The sequence below is a fragment of the Neobacillus solisequens genome (genome assembly GCF_051233465.1).
Classification (GTDB): Bacteria; Bacillota; Bacilli; order Bacillales; family Cytobacillaceae; genus Neobacillus.
This window is the reverse complement of sequence record NZ_JBKFGJ010000019.1, coordinates 57,129-76,008: the sequence shown is the minus strand read 5'-3', so window position 1 is coordinate 76,008 and position 18,880 is coordinate 57,129. Positions and strand designations below refer to the sequence as shown.

Below are 18,880 nucleotides of genomic sequence, written 5' to 3'. Positions count from 1 at the left end.
AGGCACCCAAATTAATGGGTACCTCAGCCTGCTTCTTTATTATAATCTGCCTGAGTAACAACTTTGTTTTTACCAGTTTCCTTTGCGAAATAAAGGGCTTCATCGGCACGTTTAAATAGTGCCTGATAAGTGTCGGGATAATCCTGATGCCAATAAGAGACACCGCAGGAAACGGTGACATGGGGAGTAGAAGTTTCGTTTACCATCACGACTAATCTCTCTGCAATGGACACTCCTTTCTCCAATGAAACACCTGGAAGATAAATGGCCAGCTCTTCTCCGCCCCAGCGCGCGCCAATATCATTTTTTCTAATCCCAGATTTTATTAATATTGCTACCTGGACTAAGACTTCATCACCAATTTGATGCCCGAAAGAATCATTGACTTTTTTAAAATTGTCAAGGTCGACCAAGATAAAGGTCCCTTCATCGTCTTCTTTCATTGATTGTTGAATCTTTTCATCTAAAAATTTACGAGAATGCAGTTTTGTAAGATGGTCAGTTATGACTAGTCTACTTAATTCTTCGCGAAGCAACGTGTTGGTGAGAGCCAAAGATGAATGCTGGATAAGTGACTGTAACAGCTTAAAGGCTTCAAAAGAAAAGAAATAGGGTTTATGATGCATAACGATGGAAAAACCCCTTAAAATTTCGTTCTGAAAAACCGGTATCGCCATTACAGAATGGAAATTTTTAAAATCAACGATTTTATGTAAATTAACATCTCCGATAAAAAGTGGTTCTGGATCTAAGAGAAATTTTTTCTTTATATAATCCAGATAAATTCGAGCCTGCTTTGAAAAAAAGTAACGAGTGGTTCCAGGGAGTATCTTTACCGTCGTTTGATCATCTGAAACAAGGAAAAAACCAACTTCCTCCGCTTCGAATGATGCTTTAATTTGATCTGAAACATAAGACATTTTTTCCGCAAGGCGAGAGTTTGAGTTTAGGCGTTGGGAAGTATCATTAAGAAGTTTTAAATTTGAAATCACTTGATGGTTCTGCTGGTAAAGCCGTGCGTTTTCCAAGGCGGATCCTGCACAATTGGTAAATAACGTAATAAACTCAATCTCTTCATCCGGGAATGTGATGGAATCAGGAACAATGATTTGCAAAACCCCGTAAATCCCTTGTCTTCCCTTTAACGGGGCATATAGAATGGCATGCTGCTCATCCGAGGAATATTCAAACTGATTAATCCCAGTGGTATAAGCAGTAACTACGGCGAAATTGTCACTATCATAATCAATTTCGATAATCGGTAAGTCATTGTGACAATGTGTATCATGCGATAACAATAAAATATAGGAGTAGTTTGGATAAACCTCTTTGAGGATGACAAATAATTCACCCAGCAAGAGATCCGCATTCATGGTTGAATGAAGTTTCTCTGATATATGGAATAATTTTTTATATCTCTCTAATTGATTTTGTAACACACCCATTTATCTCCACCTATTTTTCTCTATCTTTAATTCCAAATATATACATCATACCCTAATTATAGATAAAATTGGAGTGTTTTGGTAAGTTATTTTTGAATAATTTATATAGTTGATAAGAAATCGGTATATAACCCATTTAATAAGAAATATACTTGACTTTTGCAGGATGAAAATTATATAATACTCTTTGTGTAAAATATTGCAGCCTATATGAAAATCCTTACTAGGCTCATTTTGTTCCTCGAAAGAAGGAATCTTTTGATGGTGCATCGAGTAACCCTCTGCTGCTAGGGCGATGGTGCATGAAAACAAAATGACTATTATTGTTATTTCATAACGGTTTTTATTTTACCCAAATAAAAACACACAAGGAGGAGTCACTCATGGCTCGTTATACAGGATCAACCTGGAAAATTTCTCGTCGTCTTGGAATTTCTCTAAGCGGCACTGGTAAAGAATTAGAAAAGCGTCCTTACGCTCCTGGACAACATGGTCCAAACCAACGCAAAAAGCTTTCTGAATACGGATTGCAATTACAAGAAAAGCAAAAACTTCGTCATATGTACGGTGTTACTGAGCGTCAATTCCGTAATCTATTCGTAAAAGCAGGTAAAATGAGCGGCGTTCATGGTGAAAACTTCATGATTCTTCTTGAAACTCGCCTTGATAACCTTGTTTACCGTTTAGGCCTTGCTCGCACTCGTCGTGCAGCTCGCCAATTAGTAAACCATGGCCACATTTTAGTTAATGGTTCTCGCGTGGATATTCCATCATATCGTGTAGCTCCTGGCCAAACAATCAGCCTTCGTGAAAAATCACGCAACCTTGATGTCATCAAAGAAGCAATCGAAGTAAATAACTTCGTTCCTGATTATTTAACTTTCGATGCTGACAAATTAGAAGGTACTTTCACTCGCTTACCAGAGCGTTCAGAATTGCCAGCTGAAATTAACGAAACTCTTATCGTTGAGTTCTACTCTCGTTAATTTTAAAAGAAACCCCCTTACCTTTATTGGTTTGGGGGTTTTTTGTTGAGTTTGTTACGTAAGAGGGTGCTACATTCATGAAAAAGCGGCTACACGAGGGAAAAGGGAAAATGGAGGGGTTCTATGTACCCAAAAAAGAAGTAACGGTGTATGAGAGACAAATTAGAGCAAGAAGCTGGGAAAAATGGCTTTCAACCGGCTCGTGAAAGACAAATTAGAGTAAGGATAGAGATGAAATGTTTTTCAACCGGCTCGTGAAAGACAAATCACAGCAAAAATAGAGATGAATTGTTCTTCAACCGGCTTATGAAAGACAAATCACGCCATGAATAGAGATAAATTGTCTTTCAACCGACTTATGAAAGACAAATCAAAGCAAAAATAGAGATAAATTGTTTTTCAACCGGCTTATGAAAGACAAATCACAGCATGAATAGAGATAAATTGTCTTTTAACCAGCATATGAAAGACAAATCAAAGCAAAAATAGAGATAAATTGTTCTTCAACCGGCTCATGAAAGACACACAGCTAAATAACAATACAAAAAATGTCCTTCATCCTATAGATGAAAGACATCAAACATTCCTTCTCTTATAAATACTGCACCAATGCTGCAACTAATTCTTCCAATTTTTCTTGATCCAGTTCGTCAAAACGGTTAGTTTCAGGCGAATCGATATCTAAGACCCCTAATAATTGTCCTTCTTTCACTAAAGGAATGACAATTTCTGAGCGTGAAGCGGCGTCACAGGCGATGTGACCAGGAAATTGGTGAACATCTTCAACACGGAATGTTTCACGCTTCAAAGCTGCAGTCCCGCAAACTCCTCTGCCTAACGGGATTCGTACACAGGCTGGAAGTCCCTGAAACGGCCCCAAAACTAATTCATTTTCTTCCATTAAATAAAAACCGACCCAGTTAATCCGATCTAAGAATTGATTTAAAAGGGCGGAAGCATTACTTAAATTCGCAATCTGATTCTTTTCGCCAAGGAGCAGGGCGTGCAGTTGCTTAATGACTAATTGATAGTTTTCTTCACGATCGCCCTTGTATGTTTCGACGTTAAACATTCTATTTCACCTTTTTTCTTTAATAACTTTCTTCTATTTTATCAGAAATCAAAGAAAATAAGCAGACTTTGTCGATATTTTCATAAAGGAATCCGCCAGTCTGGCAAAGAATACTTTTGTAATGGGAAATTTGGCGTTCTAAAGGGGGAGAACTGATGAAGCGAAATTCAAAGGAAGAGATTGTAAAGGCGGCTATTCTCTTATTTAATTCAAAAGGATATAATGGGACTTCTATCAGGGATATTGCCAAGGCAGCCAAGGTCAATAGCGCCACTATTTCCTACTATTTTGATAATAAAGCAGGGTTGCTTGAATTTTGCTATACGTATTTTTTTGAGCAATATATTCAAAAAATTGAAAATGGCTTTCAATCCATTGAAAAAGGGGCCAAGACTTGTTTAAAAAAAATTATTGCTGATTTGCATCATTTTCATTGTGAAAACAGTCAACTGGCCAGCTTTGTGTATCGTGAAATGTCGATGGATTCTCAAATGGTCAGGGAAATTATGGCGACATATTCTGTAAAGGAAAAGTATTATCTTCAGCAGGTCTTTGAACGCGGCTTTGAATGGAATGAGTTTCTTCCACATTCTATTCCTTATTTAATTATCCAATTAAAAGGACTATTAATGATGCCATTTATAAATACACATTACCTCCGAGAGGTTTTATATGTTTTTCCAAACGAGAAATTTTTCGAGCAAAAATATTTGAAGGATCTGTACCAGTGGGTTGAAAAAAATCTTTGCGGACAGGTTGATTTTAAAAAGGAAGTATTATACAAATAAAATTTTTCAAAATATAATAATCTACAGGCACTTACGATGAGGAAAAAATTTCCTCTACCGTTTAGTGCTTTTTATTATGATTATTCCCTTTTTTTAGTTAAAATTGAACTATTCTTCATTTTTTTTACTAAGTCGCGGTTTTTTGATTTTCTTTTACAAAAAAATTGAAATTACTAGTCAAAAAATGTCGTTTACATGTTATCATAAAGGCAATGAATTGAACCATTCGAAATATTATATAGATGATTGTTGGGAATAGGGGGCTTTAACATGCAATATGTCATTGGGGTTTTTATCCTCTTACTGGCCTTATTTGTATTTGGATTTTTTATAAAGAAGAAGTATTTTAGGGAAATGGATCGATTAGAGTCTTGGAAAATTGATTTAAATAGTCGGCCAATTCCCGATGAAATGTCGAAAGTGAAACAGTTAAACATGACCGGGCAAACTGAGGAACTTTTCGAGCATTGGCGAAACCAGTGGGATGATGTAGTTGCTGTGAAGCTCCCAAGCTTAGAAGATATGCTGTTTGATGCTGAGGAGTACATTGACAAGTATCGCTTTAAAAAGGCGAAGGAAGTCCAAAATCAGATATCTGAACAGTTACAGGGAATAGAAAACCAAATTAATACTATATTAGAAGAACTTCATGAACTGGTTGGCAGTGAAGAGAAAAACCGTCTTGAGATCGATGAGTTAAAGGAAATTTATCGGGAATCTAAGAAAACATTGCTGGCTCACCGTCACAGCTTCGGAAACGCTGAAAAGGGTCTGGAGAAAGCCCTTGACGAAGTCACTCAAAAATTCCAGGATTATGAGGAAAAAACGGAACAGGGCAATTATCTTGAAGCCCGAGAAGTGGTTCTAAGCATTCACAGTAAATTAGGTGACATTAAGTATAACATGAGTGTGATTCCTCAGTTTTTAATTGAATGCCAGTCGTTGTTGCCTAATCAGATTTCAGAGGTGCTGGCGGGTTTCCGAGAAATGAACGAGCAGAATTACTATTTAGAGCATGTTAACGTTGAAAAGGAAACGAAAAACCTAGAGGAAAAGGTTGCGGAAAATATAGCCTTGATAGAAAAATTAGACATCAAGGAAGCAGAAGAAGGCATTACTGAGGTTAAACAGAGAATTGATGTATTGTTTGATTTATTGGAAAAGGAAGTTCATGCCAAGCATTTTATCATTAAAAATGGAAATCTGACTGGGAATCTTCTATCAGATGCCGAAGAAGAAAATAAACATTTGGCAGCTGAGGTGCACGATATACAGTCAACCTATCATTTGTCGGATCATGACTTGGAAGAACTAAGAAGCTTGCAAACGGAGCTAGCAACGATTGAAAAACGCTATGATATCCTAAATGAAAAAATAAAACTAAATAATACAGCTCAATCTTTAATCAGTGAAGAGCTGATTGGAATTAAAGAGCAACTAGATGTGATCAGGGATGGGCAGCACTCCTTTGCGCTTAAGCTGCAGACATTGCGGAAAGATGAACTAGAAGCGCGGGAAAAGGTGCGTGAATTAGCGCAGAAGATGAAAGAAACTGTTCGTCTTGTCACTAAAAGCAATGTTCCGGGATTACCAGGTGACTATAGTTATTTAGTTGAAGATACAAATGACAGCATTCAGAATGTTTGGCTCCAGCTCGAAGAAAAGCCACTCAATATTTCGGCATTAAATCAGTATTTGGAAATTGCAGAGTTAACCGTTGAAAAACTGGTAAATGCCACCATTGAGCTGATTGAAAATGTTACCTTGGCCGAAAAAGCCATTCAATATGGAAACCGTTATCGCACACAATATCCATCTGTTGCGAAAGGTCTTTTGGAAGCAGAACAGGCATTTAGACGATATGATTATCAAGAGGCCCTAGAACAGGCAGCAGCAACCTTAGAGGGAATTGACCCCGAAGCTCTCAAAAAAATTAAAACGTCAATACTCGATTAGTGGAAAACCGATGAATGTCGGTTTTTTTCATTTCTTTTTAAAATCCGCTCTTTGTGGTAAGATTTATTTCGGCAAAGAGGTTTAACTCTAGAAAGGTGATCCTATGATTTATTTTGATAATAGTGCAACAACAAAACCATATAAAGAGGTATTGGACTCCTATCTAACCGTTTCCTATGATTACTTTGGCAACCCGTCATCGTTGCACAGTTTTGGCGGTAAGGCCGAAAAGCTGTTATCTCAGGCAAGGGAGCAAGTGTCTCAACTATTGGGAGTAAAATCAACCGAAATTTATTTTACTTCTGGCGGGACAGAAGGCAATAATATCGCTATAAAAGGAGCTGCCAGAAGAAGTCGTAATAAAGGCAAGCATTTAATCACATCTAGCATTGAACATCCGGCCGTTCGAGAATCGATGGAACAACTGGAGCAAGAAGGATTTGACATTACCTTGATCCCCGTCGATAAGGATGGCAGGGTTTCCGTTAAGGATATAGAGAAAGCTATTCGCAAAGATACGATATTAGTGTCAATTATGCAGGTTAATAATGAAGTTGGGTCCGTCCAACCGATTAAAGAAATCGGTGAGATGTTAAAAATGCACCCGTCGATTTTATTTCATGTGGATGCGGTCCAAGGAGTGGGCAAGGTGCACCTTGATTTGTATGACAGCAGGATTGATTTTTACTCGATTTCCGGACATAAATTTCATGGACTAAAAGGTACAGGTGCCCTGTTTATCCGAGACGGAGTTCACCTTACTCCGTTATTTTCAGGAGGGAATCAAGAAAGGAAAATCCGCAGTGGCACGGAAAATGTTGCCGGGGCGGTTGCGTTAGCCAAAGCGCTGCGCCTAACCCTACAGAAAAGAGAAACGGGATTAAAGAGACTCGAAGCCATGAAACAGCTGTTGAGAACGGAGTTAGAGAAGATCGAGGGTATCATTATGAATACTCCTCAAGAAAACTCAGCACCCCATATATTAAATTTTTCACTCCAGGGAATTAAGTCTGAAGTGTTTATCCATGCCCTTGAGCAAAAAGAAATCTTTGTCTCGACGACAAGTGCTTGCTCTTCTAAAAAGAAATCTCCGAGCAACACACTTTTGGCAATGGGTGTTCCGGAATCGTTAGCGGAAAGTGCGATAAGACTCAGCCTATCCTATGACAATACGGAAGAAGAAGCAAAAACTGTCATCAAAGAAATTGAGAGAACGGTAAAACAATTAGGAGAGGTAATGAAATCATGAATTATGATCGTATTTTAATCCGATATGGAGAGATTTCAACTAAAGGAAGAAATCGTGGTAAATTTGTGGAAAAGCTTAGAAAAAGCGTTCGCATTGCTTTAAGAAACTATACGAATATTAAAATTGAGGCAAGCCATGATCGGATGTATGTAATTTTAAACGGTGAAAATGGGATAGAAATCATTGAGAAATTAAAACATATTTTTGGTATTCAATCGTTCAGTCCGGCAGTAAAGATAAAAAAAGATATGGATGTCATTAAACAGGCTTCACTTGATCTTGTTAAAGCTCTCTTCGAGGAGGGGAAAACCTTTAAAGTGACGGCCAAGAGATCAGATAAAACCTTTGAATTAGATACAAATGAGCTCAATCATGCTATTGGCGGACATTTATTATTTAATATTCCTGGATTAAAGGTGGATGTCAGAAATCCAGATATTAATCTTCGGGCTGAAGTTAGAAAAGAAGCTGTCTATTTATCTTGTGAGACGATTAAAGGAGCAGGAGGCTTACCACTTGGATCAAGTGGAAAAGCAATGCTGATGCTTTCTGGTGGTATTGATAGTCCTGTTGCTGGATACCTATCTATGAAGCGCGGATTGGAAATAGAGGCAGTCCACTTTTTCAGTCCACCATTTACAAGTGAACGGTCAAAAGAGAAAGTTATTGACCTTGCAGGAAAGCTGGCAGAAATTTATGGAAGTTCCATTAAGCTGCATATTGTGCCTTTCACTGATGTGCAGCAAGCAATACGTGAACAAGTACCGGAAAATTATACGATGACTTCTACTAGAAGAATGATGCTAAGAATCACGGATGAAATCAGAAATATTAATGAAGGGCTAGCCATTATTACCGGGGAAAGTTTGGGGCAGGTTGCCAGCCAAACTCTTGAAAGTATGTTTGCCATTAATGAAGTAACTAACACACCCATTTTGCGCCCCTTGATTTCGATGGACAAAACCGATATTATTAAAATCGCGAGTGAAATAGATACCTTAGAAATTTCAAATCGCCCATTTGAAGATTGTTGTACAGTGTTTGTACCAGCTTCACCTAAAACAAAACCAAAACGGGAAAAAGTAAATCAGTATGAAAGCTATTATGATTTCGAACCGTTGATTCGAGAAGCAGTTCAGGAAACAGAAACGGTCTTCATCAAACCATATAAAGAGAAAATTGAAGAATTTCAAGAATTATTTTAATTGTTATTTTTGAATTTTATGTGAATAATTACCAATTTTTAAATAGAATGAAGTTTGCTGGTTCTACACAATCTATACTCACAAGGAGGTGAGTATAGATGGCTAGAAACAACAACTCTAATCAACTTTTAGTACCAGGAGTTCAAGAAGCTCTTAACCAAATGAAGTATGAAATTGCTCAAGAATTTGGTGTAAATCTTGGTGCTGATACTACTTCTCGCGCTAACGGATCTGTTGGTGGAGAAATCACTAAGCGCCTAGTATCAATGGCTGAATCACAATTAGGCGGGTTCGCTCGATAATTAAAAATCAATACGATGGCTACAGAGAGTGGGATCTTCCCACTCTCTTTTTGTATAGGAATAAATTTTCACTTGAATAATAATTTAAAATTTTTAAATAATTTTGTATAATAATCATGGGATGAAAATTTTTTAATGAGGGGGATTAGGATGAAACGGGAAGATTTGATTGCACCGGAACATTATAATTTAGTTTCCGAGGTAGAGAAATTTGCTAAAGTTCAGGGGAAAGTGGCATTAAAATGGGAAAATGAGTCTGGCGACACAGAGGAAATTACATACGAAGAGCTGTTAAAGCAAGTGAACAAAGCTGGCAATGTCTTTGCACAAAATGGTCTATCTAAAGGTGATGTCGTTCTTGTCATTATTCCGCGTTTAATTGAAGCCTACGTCGTCTATTTAGCAGCTTTAAAAGCAGGCATGGTAGTCATTCCAAGTTCGGAAATGTTACGGGAAAAAGATCTGCAGTACAGAATCTCTCATGGTGATGTGAAAGCAGTTGTCAGTTATCATCCATTTACGGGGCAATTCACGAATTTAAAGGAAACGCAACCATTAGTGAAATTTGTCGTCGGAGCTGAAAAGGAAGGTTGGGTTCAGTTGGATGCTGAAATGCAGAGCGCTTCAGAAAATCTGACACTTGCTGACACACTTCGTGATGATATGGCCTTTTTATCCTATACTTCCGGGACAACAGGGAATCCAAAAGGTGTAGTCCATACACATGGCTGGGCTTTTGCTCATCTGCGCACTGCTGCTGCAAAGTGGCTTTGTATTGAGGAGAGAGATACAGTTTGGGCCACGGCAGCCCCTGGCTGGCAAAAATGGATTTGGAGCCCATTTTTATCAGTGCTTGGCTCTGGTGCAACAGGTTTGGTCTATAATGGAAAATTCGATCCGCAAAAATATTTGTCCCTCCTAGAGAAATACCAGGTCAATGTGCTATGCTGCACACCGACAGAGTATCGATTAATGGCAAAAGTTAACAATTTGGAGGAATACCATTTGCCAAAACTTCATAGTGCGGTGTCGGCAGGAGAACCATTAAATCGTGAAGTTATCGATACATTTAGAAAACATTTTCAAATAGATGTTCGTGATGGCTATGGACAAACAGAGAACACATTGTTAGTAGGAGTTACGAAAGGAATGGAATTAAAACCGGGATCAATGGGGAAACCAACACCTGGCAATCGAGTCGAAATTATTAATGATATGGGTCAGGTATGTGCTGTTGGCGAGGTAGGAGATATTGCGGTTCATGTCGAGACACCGGCATTATTCAAAAATTATTATAAAGACCCGGAAAGAACAGCTATGCAATTCCGCGGCGATTATTATGTAACGGGAGATAAAGCTAAAATGGATGAAGATGGCTATTTCTGGTTTGAAGGGCGCGGTGATGATATTATTATCAGTTCCGGTTATACAATTGGGCCTTTTGAAGTCGAAGATGCTTTGGTGAAACACCCATTTGTAAAAGAATGCGCGGTAGTAGCAAGCCCTGATGAAATTCGCGGATATATAGTAAAGGCATTTGTTGTTTTAAGAGAGGGAGTATCTCCAAGTGATACGGCGGAAATAACGAAAACATTACAGGAGCATGTAAAAGAACTAACTGCCCCATACAAATATCCAAGAAAGATCGAATATGTTGAGGAACTGCCAAAAACCACATCAGGTAAAATCCGCAGAATAGAACTGAGACAAAAAGAATTTGAATCGATAAAAAAGTCATAATAGGACAAACAGGCAATCGATTGAAAAATTGATTGCCTGTTTTATTTTTAAAATAATTACCCTATTTTTCGAAAATCACGTTATAATATTATTTCGATACTAGAAAGAATAGGGGATAGAAATATAATGAATAGTAATACAAAACAGGGGGTTATTTACGCTGGATTTTCTTATTTTCTATGGGGGCTTCTGCCTATTTATTGGAAGCTTCTACATGGGGTAAACGCAAAGGAAATTCTCGCGAATCGAGTCTTATGGTCCTTTATTTTCATGCTTATCATTCTGTTGTTCACCAAAAAATGGGGACTGTTTATAAAGACATGGAAAGGCTTTGCACAAAATAAAAAACAGATGTATGCACTTATTAGTGCGTCCTTCCTGATCAGTATCAATTGGTACACCTATATTTGGGCTGTCAATAACGGTCATATGATCGAAACAAGTTTGGGCTATTATATTAATCCGCTGGTCAGCATTTTATTGGGCATGATTGTTTTAAAGGAGAAGTTATCCTTCTATCAATATATTTCCTTTGGTTTAGCTGCTACAGGTGTACTCATTATTACCTTCTCCCATGGACAATTCCCTTGGGTGGCGATTATTTTGGCTCTTTCCTTTGGACTTTACGGTTTAGCCAAGAAAATGATTAATGTCGATTCTTCAGTAGGGCTTACATTAGAAACGCTAACGGTGACACCCATTGCTGCCATTTATTTGATCATTCTATTGTTCAAAGGGAATAGCTCATTTTTAACTGCCAGTGCCGGAACTAATCTTTTATTAATCGGGGCCGGAGTTGCAACAGCAGTGCCTCTTCTATATTTTGCAAAGGGAGCACAAAAGATTCCTCTATCATTGTTAGGGTTTCTCCAATACATTGCACCAACCTTAACCTTAATATTAGGAATATTTATGTATAAAGAGCATTTTTCAAAAGTGCAGCTTTTATCATTTATTTTTATCTGGACTGCATTAACGATTTATTCTTTATCCAAAACAAATTTACTCTCTAGCAAAAGAATAAAGGAAAAATCAATTCAAGGCTGACGAGGCATTCTCGCCAGCCCTTTTTTATAGAAACGTTCGCTTAACCTTTTCCCAGAAGGAGTTGTCCTTTAATTTCAGTGTCTTTAATTTTTTATCGCTTATTTTAATTTGGATTTTATCAACATGGCGGATGCTTAATGCCTCATTATCCATTCCCATTGTTGGATAATCATTTTCTTCTGTTAAGATTTTTAACGTTAACGCTCTTTCTTTTCCAACAATAAAAGAGGACCCGAGTGTACGATAGCGATTATTATTAATGGAGGCAACTTCACTTACTTGCATACAAGAAATCAGTGGGTCGACAATGGCACCATTAACTGATTTGTTATAGGCGGTACTACCGGTTGGCGTTGCTACAATTAAACCATCTCCACGGAAAGTTTCAAAATGCAATTGATCAAGGAAAACATCAATAACCAGTGTTTTAATAATCGAGGAACGGATGCTAAATTCGTTTAAACAATTATATGTTCCTTGCCCACTTACAAAAACTTCAAGCAACGGATAACGTCGTACCTTCAATTGATCTGTAAGCATAGCATCAATCATTCTAGAGGTTTCACCGATTCTGAAATCACAGTACATATTTAAATTATCTTTTGTTGATATGCCCATATAGAGACAATCTTCACGAAAGCCGGTTGCACGTACAGCTTGAAGGAACGTACCATCATCACCAATGCTTGCGATAATATTGGCATTTTTGTAGTCATCGACGATCGTAAACCCAAATCTCTCTGTTGCCTCAAAAAGCGGCGCTGCTTTGGCAAGAACCTCTTCGTTACGCTTGTGATAATAAAAAATGTTTTTTCTCTCGCTCATTCATCGGTCCTCCTGATATTTTATGTAAAATATATCAATTATTACCATAAGTAAATAAAACTTGATAAAATGAACATAGTCTCAAATTAGTTTAGCATTTTTTTGAAAGAATATGATAGGAGGGAGCATGACTTTCTGACAAAGTTTATTGGGGGGAATACATATGAGTGGAAAAAGATGGGCTGCTTTAGGGATTGCATCAGTATTATTTGTTGCTTCGGTGTTGATCAATGTTTTATCAGCATCGGCCTATAAAGGAGTAGAAACAAATTTCAGCCGTTTTATGGATGATGATTCTTTTACAGAAGAGGTCGTCAAAGAAGGAAATGATTTTAAGAAAATTGCTCTTCTTGATGTGGATGGAGTGATTCAGGATACTGGAGATTCGGCGGGATCCCTTTTACAGGCTACAGGCTACAATCATCAGGATTTTCTAAAAAAGCTGAATCATATTAAAGAAGATGACACGATAAAGGGGATCATTATTAGAGTCAATTCCCCTGGCGGAGGTGTAGTAGAAAGTGCAGAGATCCATGCTAAATTAGCTAAGATTCAAAAGGATACGAAAAAGCCGGTTTATATTTCTATGGGTTCGATGGCCGCATCAGGAGGCTATTATATTTCGACAGCCGCCAAGAAGATTTATGCCAGCCCGGAAACGTTAACTGGGAGTCTTGGGGTCATTATGGAAGGGATTAATTATAAAGGATTGGCAGATAAGTATGGAGTCAATTTTGTTACGATCAAAAGTGGCAAATATAAAGATATTATGAGTCCGACGCGTGAGATGACGGATGAAGAAAGGCAAATTCTGCAACGAATGATTGATAATTCGTATGAGGGATTTGTCAAAGTAATTTCCGATGGGCGCCATATGTCTACCGCTGATGTGAAAAAAATTGCTGATGGAAGAATATATGATGGTAGGCAGGCACTTGAATTAAAACTGATTGATGGTTTTGGATATTTGGATGATGTTATAAATGAAATGAAAAAAAATGAAAAATTAAAGGGTGCAAAAGTGATTCGGTATACAGATAATCTTGGCTTGGGATCTCTATTCAAAAATCAGGCAAAACAGTGGTTGGGAGATCAAGCGGAAACCGCAGGATTGATGAAAATTTTATCGAAGCCCAATTCTCCGCGCCTCATGTATCTTTATGCTGAATAGAGGTGTTTCTCATTGAATTCGAATGATTACCAAGATTATGTCAACGAACCATTGTTGAAGAATGATGTGGAACAGGAAGAGATTCCTGTTCATAACGGTGTCGATGCTAAACTACCTGTACACTATGCTGGCTTTTGGATGCGTTTTTGGGCGTATCTGTTAGATCTGGTCGTGGTGGGCAGTATGGAAAGAATTGTGATGAATCCAATCTTTAGAGGACTAGGTCTGTCTTTATCGGAACACAGCCTATTTGCACCAGTTACCATCGTATCAGCCGTAATTTTTTATTTGTATTTTGTTTTAATGACTAAGTTCTTCCGACAAACCCTTGGAAAAATGGTCTTTGGTTTAAAAGTTATTGGAGTCAACCAAGATACATTATCTTGGGGAACCATTATTTTTCGGGAATGGATTGGCAGATTCATTTCTGCCACCATCATCTTAGGGTATTTGATCGTGGCATTCTTACCTAAAAAGCAAGGGCTGCATGATTTGTTTACTGATACAACTGTGGTTCATATCGAACGATAATTTTTCGCCTATCAACATTGTTGATAGGTTTATTTTTTTTTTGTTGGGGAAATACTAGCACGTTGAAAGGTTGTGAACGAGTTGGTTTGGCTGCTTATTACCCTGCTTGCATTTGTCTTACTAGTTTTAGTGATGGTCCTTACTAAATTAACGGTACTCATTCATTACCAGCATTATAATGATAACGACAATTTAACGATTGAATTTCGCATTTGGTTTGGGTTAATTAAGTACAAAAAGAACATACCATTAATAAAAATTGATGATGATTCCCCCAGTATCGTTGTCAAAAGTGATTCCAATTTGAATAAGGACGATGAAAAGGTACAGCAAATTTCAAATAAGGAAGTTACGGGTTATTGGCAACGAACTCATGAGTTGCTTGATCGCATTTTTAATTTAAATTTAATTATTAAAAAACTTCTTAAGAAAGTTATGATTAAACAGCTAGAATGGGAAACGTTCATTGGAGTGGGGGATGCTGCTCACACAGGGATTGCAGTTGGAGCATTATGGGCAGCAAAAGGAGGTATTGTCGGGCTTCTCAGTAAATTTTTAAATCTAACTGTGATGCCACAATTATCTATTACACCGCATTTTCAAGCAGCGGTGATTCAGACTCAGTTAAAATGTATGTTTCAATTTCGAATCGGGCATGCTATTTTAGCAGGATTAAAACTAATTAAATTTTGGAGAGGCGAAAAAAAGCGCTCCAAGAACAATGCAAATTTATCAAATGAAAAAATCAAATCCATTTCATAGAGGAGGATTCTGCTATGTCTGATCACCCAATTCAAGGATTAATGACAACTGCAATGGAAAGTTTAAAGGAAATGATTGATGTCAATACAATCATTGGAGATCCTGTTGAAACCCCCGATGGAAGTGTTATCTTGACAGTTTCAAAGGTGGGATTTGGATTTGCTGCAGGTGGCAGTGAGTTTAAAATGGGAGAGTCACAGAGCCAAAGCCATGGACAAGGACAGGGCCAAGGTCAAAATCAGGGCGAATCGAAACTGCCGTTTGGCGGTGGTAGCGGTGCCGGGGTTTCCATTACTCCAATTGCCTTCTTAATTGTCAACTCACAAGGAGTTAAGATGCTTCACCTGGATGAAAGCACCCATTTATATGAGAAAATTTTGGAGCTTGCACCACAGGCTGTAGATAAAATTCAGCAAATGTTCTCCAGAAGAGATGAAGCTAAACAACAAAATGGTTCTGATTCCCATAAGTCCAAGGATGATTTAAATATCGATGTGAAAGAATAACCATATTTTGCACAAAGAGCTTATATAGGCCTCAGGCTCGCCATAAGGCGAGTTTTCTTTATGGGGGGAATTAACGAAAAGAATGAGCATTGTACAGGGCTTAATAATTGCAAAACTAATTCTGACAGGATATATTTACACTGTACATATTCAAAGTTATCCGGTTCATTTGATGGAATCTGTGCCGACTTTGATAATACCGACAAAGGAGGATGTTAGAATGGCAAGTGTTACGTTTAAGGGAGGTCCTGTGACTTTACTTGGGAATGAGGTAAAGGTTGGAGATAAGGCTCCTAATTTCACAGTCCTTGCAAATGATTTATCAGAGGTAACGTTAGATCATACAAAGGGGCAGGTACGCTTAATTGCTTCCGTTCCTTCTCTTGATACGGGAGTTTGTGATGCCGAAACTCGTAGATTTAACGAAGAGGCAAGCAAGCTAGACAATGTTAAAGTACTTACTGTAAGTGTGGATTTGCCGTTTGCGCAAAAGCGTTGGTGTGCCGCAGCTGGTATTGAAAATGTTCAAACATTATCAGACCACCGTGATCTTTCATTTGGTGAGGCTTATGGCGTTGCTATTAAAGAACTAAGATTACTAGCCCGTGCTGTGTTTGTAGTGGATTCCAGCGATACAGTTACGTATGCTGAGTATGTGAGTGAAGCAACTAATCACCCTAACTACGAAGCAGCAATTGAAGCTGCCAGAAATGCAAAATAAGATCATTTCTAAAGGCCTCGTCCATGGCGGGGCCTTTGCTGTGTTTACTTCATGAATAAAAAATCATACATATGGAGGAGAAGTAATGACGATTACTCCAATTGAACAGTTATTTACCATATTTAATGAAACCGCTCTTTCTTTGCAGGAAGAGGTAGGGTATTCTTACTTAGAGGCTTTAGCCGAAACCGGAGAAAATATATTCCATGGGTCTATTCTACAAGAAGAACTAAGCGAATTAACCGTGAAAAGGCTCAAAAAACAATATGAAAGTCTCCAACTTGAAAGGTTCACAAAAGAGGATATCCGAAAGGCGTTTCAACTTGTGATTCTTAAAGGAATGAAAGAAAATATTCAGCCTAATCATCAAATGACCCCTGATTCGGTTGGCATGTTGCTTTCCTACCTGGTTGAAAGATTTGTTAAAGAACCATCATTCCACTTGCTTGACCCTGCTGTCGGAACAGGAAATTTATTATTAACGGTATTAAATCATCTGCAACAACGAAACATCGAGGCAATTGGAATTGATATTGATGACTTATTAATAAAGCTTGCCTATATTAATGCCAATTTACAAGAACAGCCCATTCAATTTTTTAATCAAGACAGTTTGGAACCTTTATTTATTGAACAAGTAGATGCTGTTATTGCCGATTTGCCGGTTGGCTATTACCCAAATGACGTCAGAGCTAGTGAATTTGAATTAAACGCAGATACAGGACACGCTTACTCCCATCATTTATTTATTGAACAGGGCGTTAGATACACAAAGCCAGGGGGCTACTTATTTTTCATTATTCCAAATGGACTTTTTGAAAGTGACCAAGCGGGAAAGCTGCATGAATACTTAAAAGAACATGTTGTGATTCAAGGTCTGCTGCAATTCCCCATTAATATGTTTAAAAATAAAAATTCCGCAAAGAGCATACTTGTACTGCAGAAAAAAGGTGAAAAGGTTCAGCCACCAAAACAGGCATTATTGGTTAACTTACCAAGTTTGTCAAACCGGAATGAGATGGACAAAATCCTCTTACAAATTGAAAAATGGTTTCAGGAAAATAAAGGATGACATCCAGTCGGATGCCCCCTTTTTTTATTTATCATCCTTTTTCAGAATTTTATTATTTTATGATGTAATCGCTGCCAGTGATTTTTCGTCTTGAAAAACTAAATACATAGTGATTAAATGAACAATTGGGGAAATATTCATAAGATGGTTTGTACAAACTAAAACTGTACAAATTAAAAGGATTCTGAAATTATTGTGTTATATAAAAGGAGCGTTTAGAAGTGGCGAAAATTATTGCAATCAATGCAGGAAGTTCCTCATTAAAATTTCAATTATTTGAAATGCCAAGTGAGGAAGTCATCACAAAAGGGCTGATCGAGAGAATAGGCTTAAAGGATTCTATTTTTAACATTACAGCAAATGGTGAAAAACTTAAGGAAACTCTTGATATACCAGATCATGAAGTGGCTGTTAAAATGCTTTTGGATAAATTAACAACATTAGGAATTATCCACTCTTTAGATGAAATTGAAGGAGTAGGGCACAGGGTCGTACATGGCGGAGAGAAGTTTAATGATTCCGTTTTAATCACGGAAGAAGTCCTTAAGGAAATCGAAGAATTATCTGATCTTGCACCATTGCATAATCCGGCGAATATTACTGGTATTAAAGCATTTAAACAGGCTCTTCCGAATGTGCCGGCCATTGCTGTTTTTGATACAGCATTCCATCAAACGATGCCGGAAAGCTCATTTTTATATAGCCTTCCATATGAGTACTATCAAAAATACGGTATTCGTAAATATGGATTTCATGGAACAAGTCATAAATATGTTTCACAACGTGCTGCTGAGATGTTAGGCCGTCCATTGGACCAATTAAGACTCATCTCTTGTCACCTTGGGAACGGGGCAAGTATTGCTGCGATTCAAGGCGGAAAATCCATTGATACATCCATGGGCTTTACACCACTTGCAGGGGTAACAATGGGTACTCGTTCAGGTAATATTGACCCGGCATTAATTCCTTATATTATGGAAAAAACAAATAAAACGGCTGATGAAGTGTTGGACGTTTTAAATAAGAAAAGCGGTATGCTAGCAATGTCCGGTTTTTCTAGTGATTTACGCGATATTGAAATTGAAGCGAAAAAAGGAAATGATCGGGCACAATTGGCTTTGGATATTTTCTCAAACCGCATTCATAAATACATTGGTTCTTATGCAGCCCGCATGAACGGCATTGATGCCATAATCTTCACTGCAGGTATCGGAGAGAATAGTGATGTGATTCGTGCTAATGTATTAAAAGGACTAGAATTTATGGGTGTTTATTGGGATCCAGCCCTTAATCAAGTACGAGGCAAGGAAGCTTTCGTGAACTATCCGCATTCACCGGTAAAAGTTATGGTAATTCCGACTGACGAAGAAGTTATGATTGCCCGTGACGTCGTTCGCTTAACTGAAGAATAATAGACCAAAAGGCAATAGCTTAACAAAAAAGCTATTGCCTTTTTATTTTCTGAATTTATTTTATGTTATACTAAAAAAAAGGCTTGGAGG

Annotated in this window: 19 protein-coding genes; 16 read left to right on the top strand and 3 right to left on the bottom strand. The window is 37.8% G+C overall.

Going from position 1 to position 18,880, the window contains the following annotated elements; genetic code table 11:
* Positions 1–23: 23 nt before the first annotated feature.
* The gene (locus ACI3K6_RS18040; RefSeq protein ID WP_435555925.1) at positions 24–1,445 is read right to left on the bottom strand and encodes a sensor domain-containing diguanylate cyclase; all 1,422 of its coding nucleotides are present in this window, start codon (positions 1,443–1,445) and stop codon (positions 24–26) included.
* 383 nt (positions 1,446–1,828) lie between these two features.
* Between ACI3K6_RS18040 and rpsD the strand changes: the two genes are divergently transcribed.
* Both rpsD and ACI3K6_RS18030 read left to right on the top strand, forming a co-directional pair.
* Positions 1,829–2,431 carry a 30S ribosomal protein S4 gene (gene rpsD / locus ACI3K6_RS18035; RefSeq protein WP_335477493.1) on the top strand — a complete coding sequence of 201 codons (603 nt, stop codon included), beginning with the start codon at positions 1,829–1,831 and terminating at the stop codon, positions 2,429–2,431.
* A gap of 77 nt (positions 2,432–2,508) precedes the next feature.
* Positions 2,509–2,637, top strand: a complete 129-nt coding sequence (locus ACI3K6_RS18030) for a hypothetical protein (RefSeq protein WP_335477492.1) — start codon at positions 2,509–2,511, stop codon at positions 2,635–2,637.
* A gap of 386 nt (positions 2,638–3,023) precedes the next feature.
* Here ACI3K6_RS18030 and ACI3K6_RS18025 read toward each other — a convergent pair whose 3' ends face one another.
* Positions 3,024–3,503: a GAF domain-containing protein gene (locus tag ACI3K6_RS18025; RefSeq protein WP_335477491.1), complete on the bottom strand. Its 480-nt coding sequence runs from the start codon at positions 3,501–3,503 to the stop codon at positions 3,024–3,026.
* A 155-nt stretch (positions 3,504–3,658) separates the two neighbouring features.
* Between ACI3K6_RS18025 and refZ the strand changes: the two genes are divergently transcribed.
* From refZ to rarD, 7 genes are all read left to right on the top strand, one after another.
* Positions 3,659–4,291, top strand: coding sequence for a forespore capture DNA-binding protein RefZ (gene refZ, locus ACI3K6_RS18020; RefSeq protein WP_335477490.1), 633 nt, complete (start codon positions 3,659–3,661; stop codon positions 4,289–4,291).
* 270 nt (positions 4,292–4,561) lie between these two features.
* Positions 4,562–6,247, top strand: a complete 1,686-nt coding sequence (ezrA, locus tag ACI3K6_RS18015; protein ID WP_435555924.1) for a septation ring formation regulator EzrA — start codon at positions 4,562–4,564, stop codon at positions 6,245–6,247.
* Positions 6,248–6,350: 103 nt separating this feature from the next.
* A complete protein-coding gene (locus ACI3K6_RS18010) occupies positions 6,351–7,496 on the top strand; it encodes a cysteine desulfurase family protein (protein ID WP_335477488.1) in 1,146 nt (381 codons plus the stop codon).
* Positions 7,493–8,701, top strand: a complete 1,209-nt coding sequence (gene thiI / locus ACI3K6_RS18005) for a tRNA uracil 4-sulfurtransferase ThiI (protein WP_335477487.1) — start codon at positions 7,493–7,495, stop codon at positions 8,699–8,701. The genes ACI3K6_RS18010 and thiI overlap by 4 nt, the downstream gene beginning before the upstream one ends.
* A 98-nt stretch (positions 8,702–8,799) precedes the next feature.
* Positions 8,800–9,003, top strand: coding sequence for an alpha/beta-type small acid-soluble spore protein (locus tag ACI3K6_RS18000; RefSeq protein WP_335477486.1), 204 nt, complete (start codon positions 8,800–8,802; stop codon positions 9,001–9,003).
* 150 nt (positions 9,004–9,153) lie between these two features.
* A complete protein-coding gene (mbcS, locus tag ACI3K6_RS17995) occupies positions 9,154–10,743 on the top strand; it encodes an acyl-CoA synthetase MbcS (RefSeq protein WP_435555923.1) in 1,590 nt (529 codons plus the stop codon).
* Positions 10,744–10,869: 126 nt separating this feature from the next.
* Entirely contained in the window at positions 10,870–11,790 is a 921-nt protein-coding gene (rarD, locus tag ACI3K6_RS17990; protein ID WP_435555922.1) for an EamA family transporter RarD, read from the top strand.
* A gap of 24 nt (positions 11,791–11,814) precedes the next feature.
* Here the strand turns inward: rarD and ACI3K6_RS17985 are convergent, their stop codons facing one another.
* Positions 11,815–12,615 carry an NAD kinase gene (locus ACI3K6_RS17985; RefSeq protein ID WP_435555921.1) on the bottom strand — a complete coding sequence of 267 codons (801 nt, stop codon included), beginning with the start codon at positions 12,613–12,615 and terminating at the stop codon, positions 11,815–11,817.
* 163 nt (positions 12,616–12,778) lie between these two features.
* On the opposite strand from ACI3K6_RS17985, the gene sppA reads away from it, so the two are divergent.
* From sppA to ACI3K6_RS17950, 7 genes are all read left to right on the top strand, one after another.
* Complete coding sequence (gene sppA, locus ACI3K6_RS17980; protein ID WP_435555920.1) at positions 12,779–13,786, top strand: signal peptide peptidase SppA; 1,008 nt, start codon at positions 12,779–12,781, stop codon at positions 13,784–13,786.
* Between the two features lie 12 nt (positions 13,787–13,798).
* Complete coding sequence (locus ACI3K6_RS17975) at positions 13,799–14,317, top strand: RDD family protein (RefSeq protein WP_435555919.1); 519 nt, start codon at positions 13,799–13,801, stop codon at positions 14,315–14,317.
* Positions 14,318–14,398: 81 nt separating this feature from the next.
* Positions 14,399–15,079, top strand: coding sequence for a DUF2953 domain-containing protein (locus ACI3K6_RS17970; RefSeq protein ID WP_435555918.1), 681 nt, complete (start codon positions 14,399–14,401; stop codon positions 15,077–15,079).
* Between the two features lie 14 nt (positions 15,080–15,093).
* Positions 15,094–15,585, top strand: a complete 492-nt coding sequence (gene ytfJ / locus ACI3K6_RS17965) for a GerW family sporulation protein (RefSeq protein ID WP_435555917.1) — start codon at positions 15,094–15,096, stop codon at positions 15,583–15,585.
* Positions 15,586–15,805: 220 nt separating this feature from the next.
* The gene (tpx, locus tag ACI3K6_RS17960) at positions 15,806–16,306 is read left to right on the top strand and encodes a thiol peroxidase (protein WP_435555988.1); all 501 of its coding nucleotides are present in this window, start codon (positions 15,806–15,808) and stop codon (positions 16,304–16,306) included.
* Positions 16,307–16,391: 85 nt separating this feature from the next.
* On the top strand, positions 16,392–17,378 hold the full coding sequence (locus ACI3K6_RS17955; protein ID WP_435555916.1) for a class I SAM-dependent methyltransferase: 987 nt from the start codon (positions 16,392–16,394) through the stop codon (positions 17,376–17,378).
* Between the two features lie 221 nt (positions 17,379–17,599).
* Positions 17,600–18,790, top strand: coding sequence for an acetate kinase (locus tag ACI3K6_RS17950; protein ID WP_435555915.1), 1,191 nt, complete (start codon positions 17,600–17,602; stop codon positions 18,788–18,790).
* Positions 18,791–18,880: the final 90 nt, after the last annotated feature.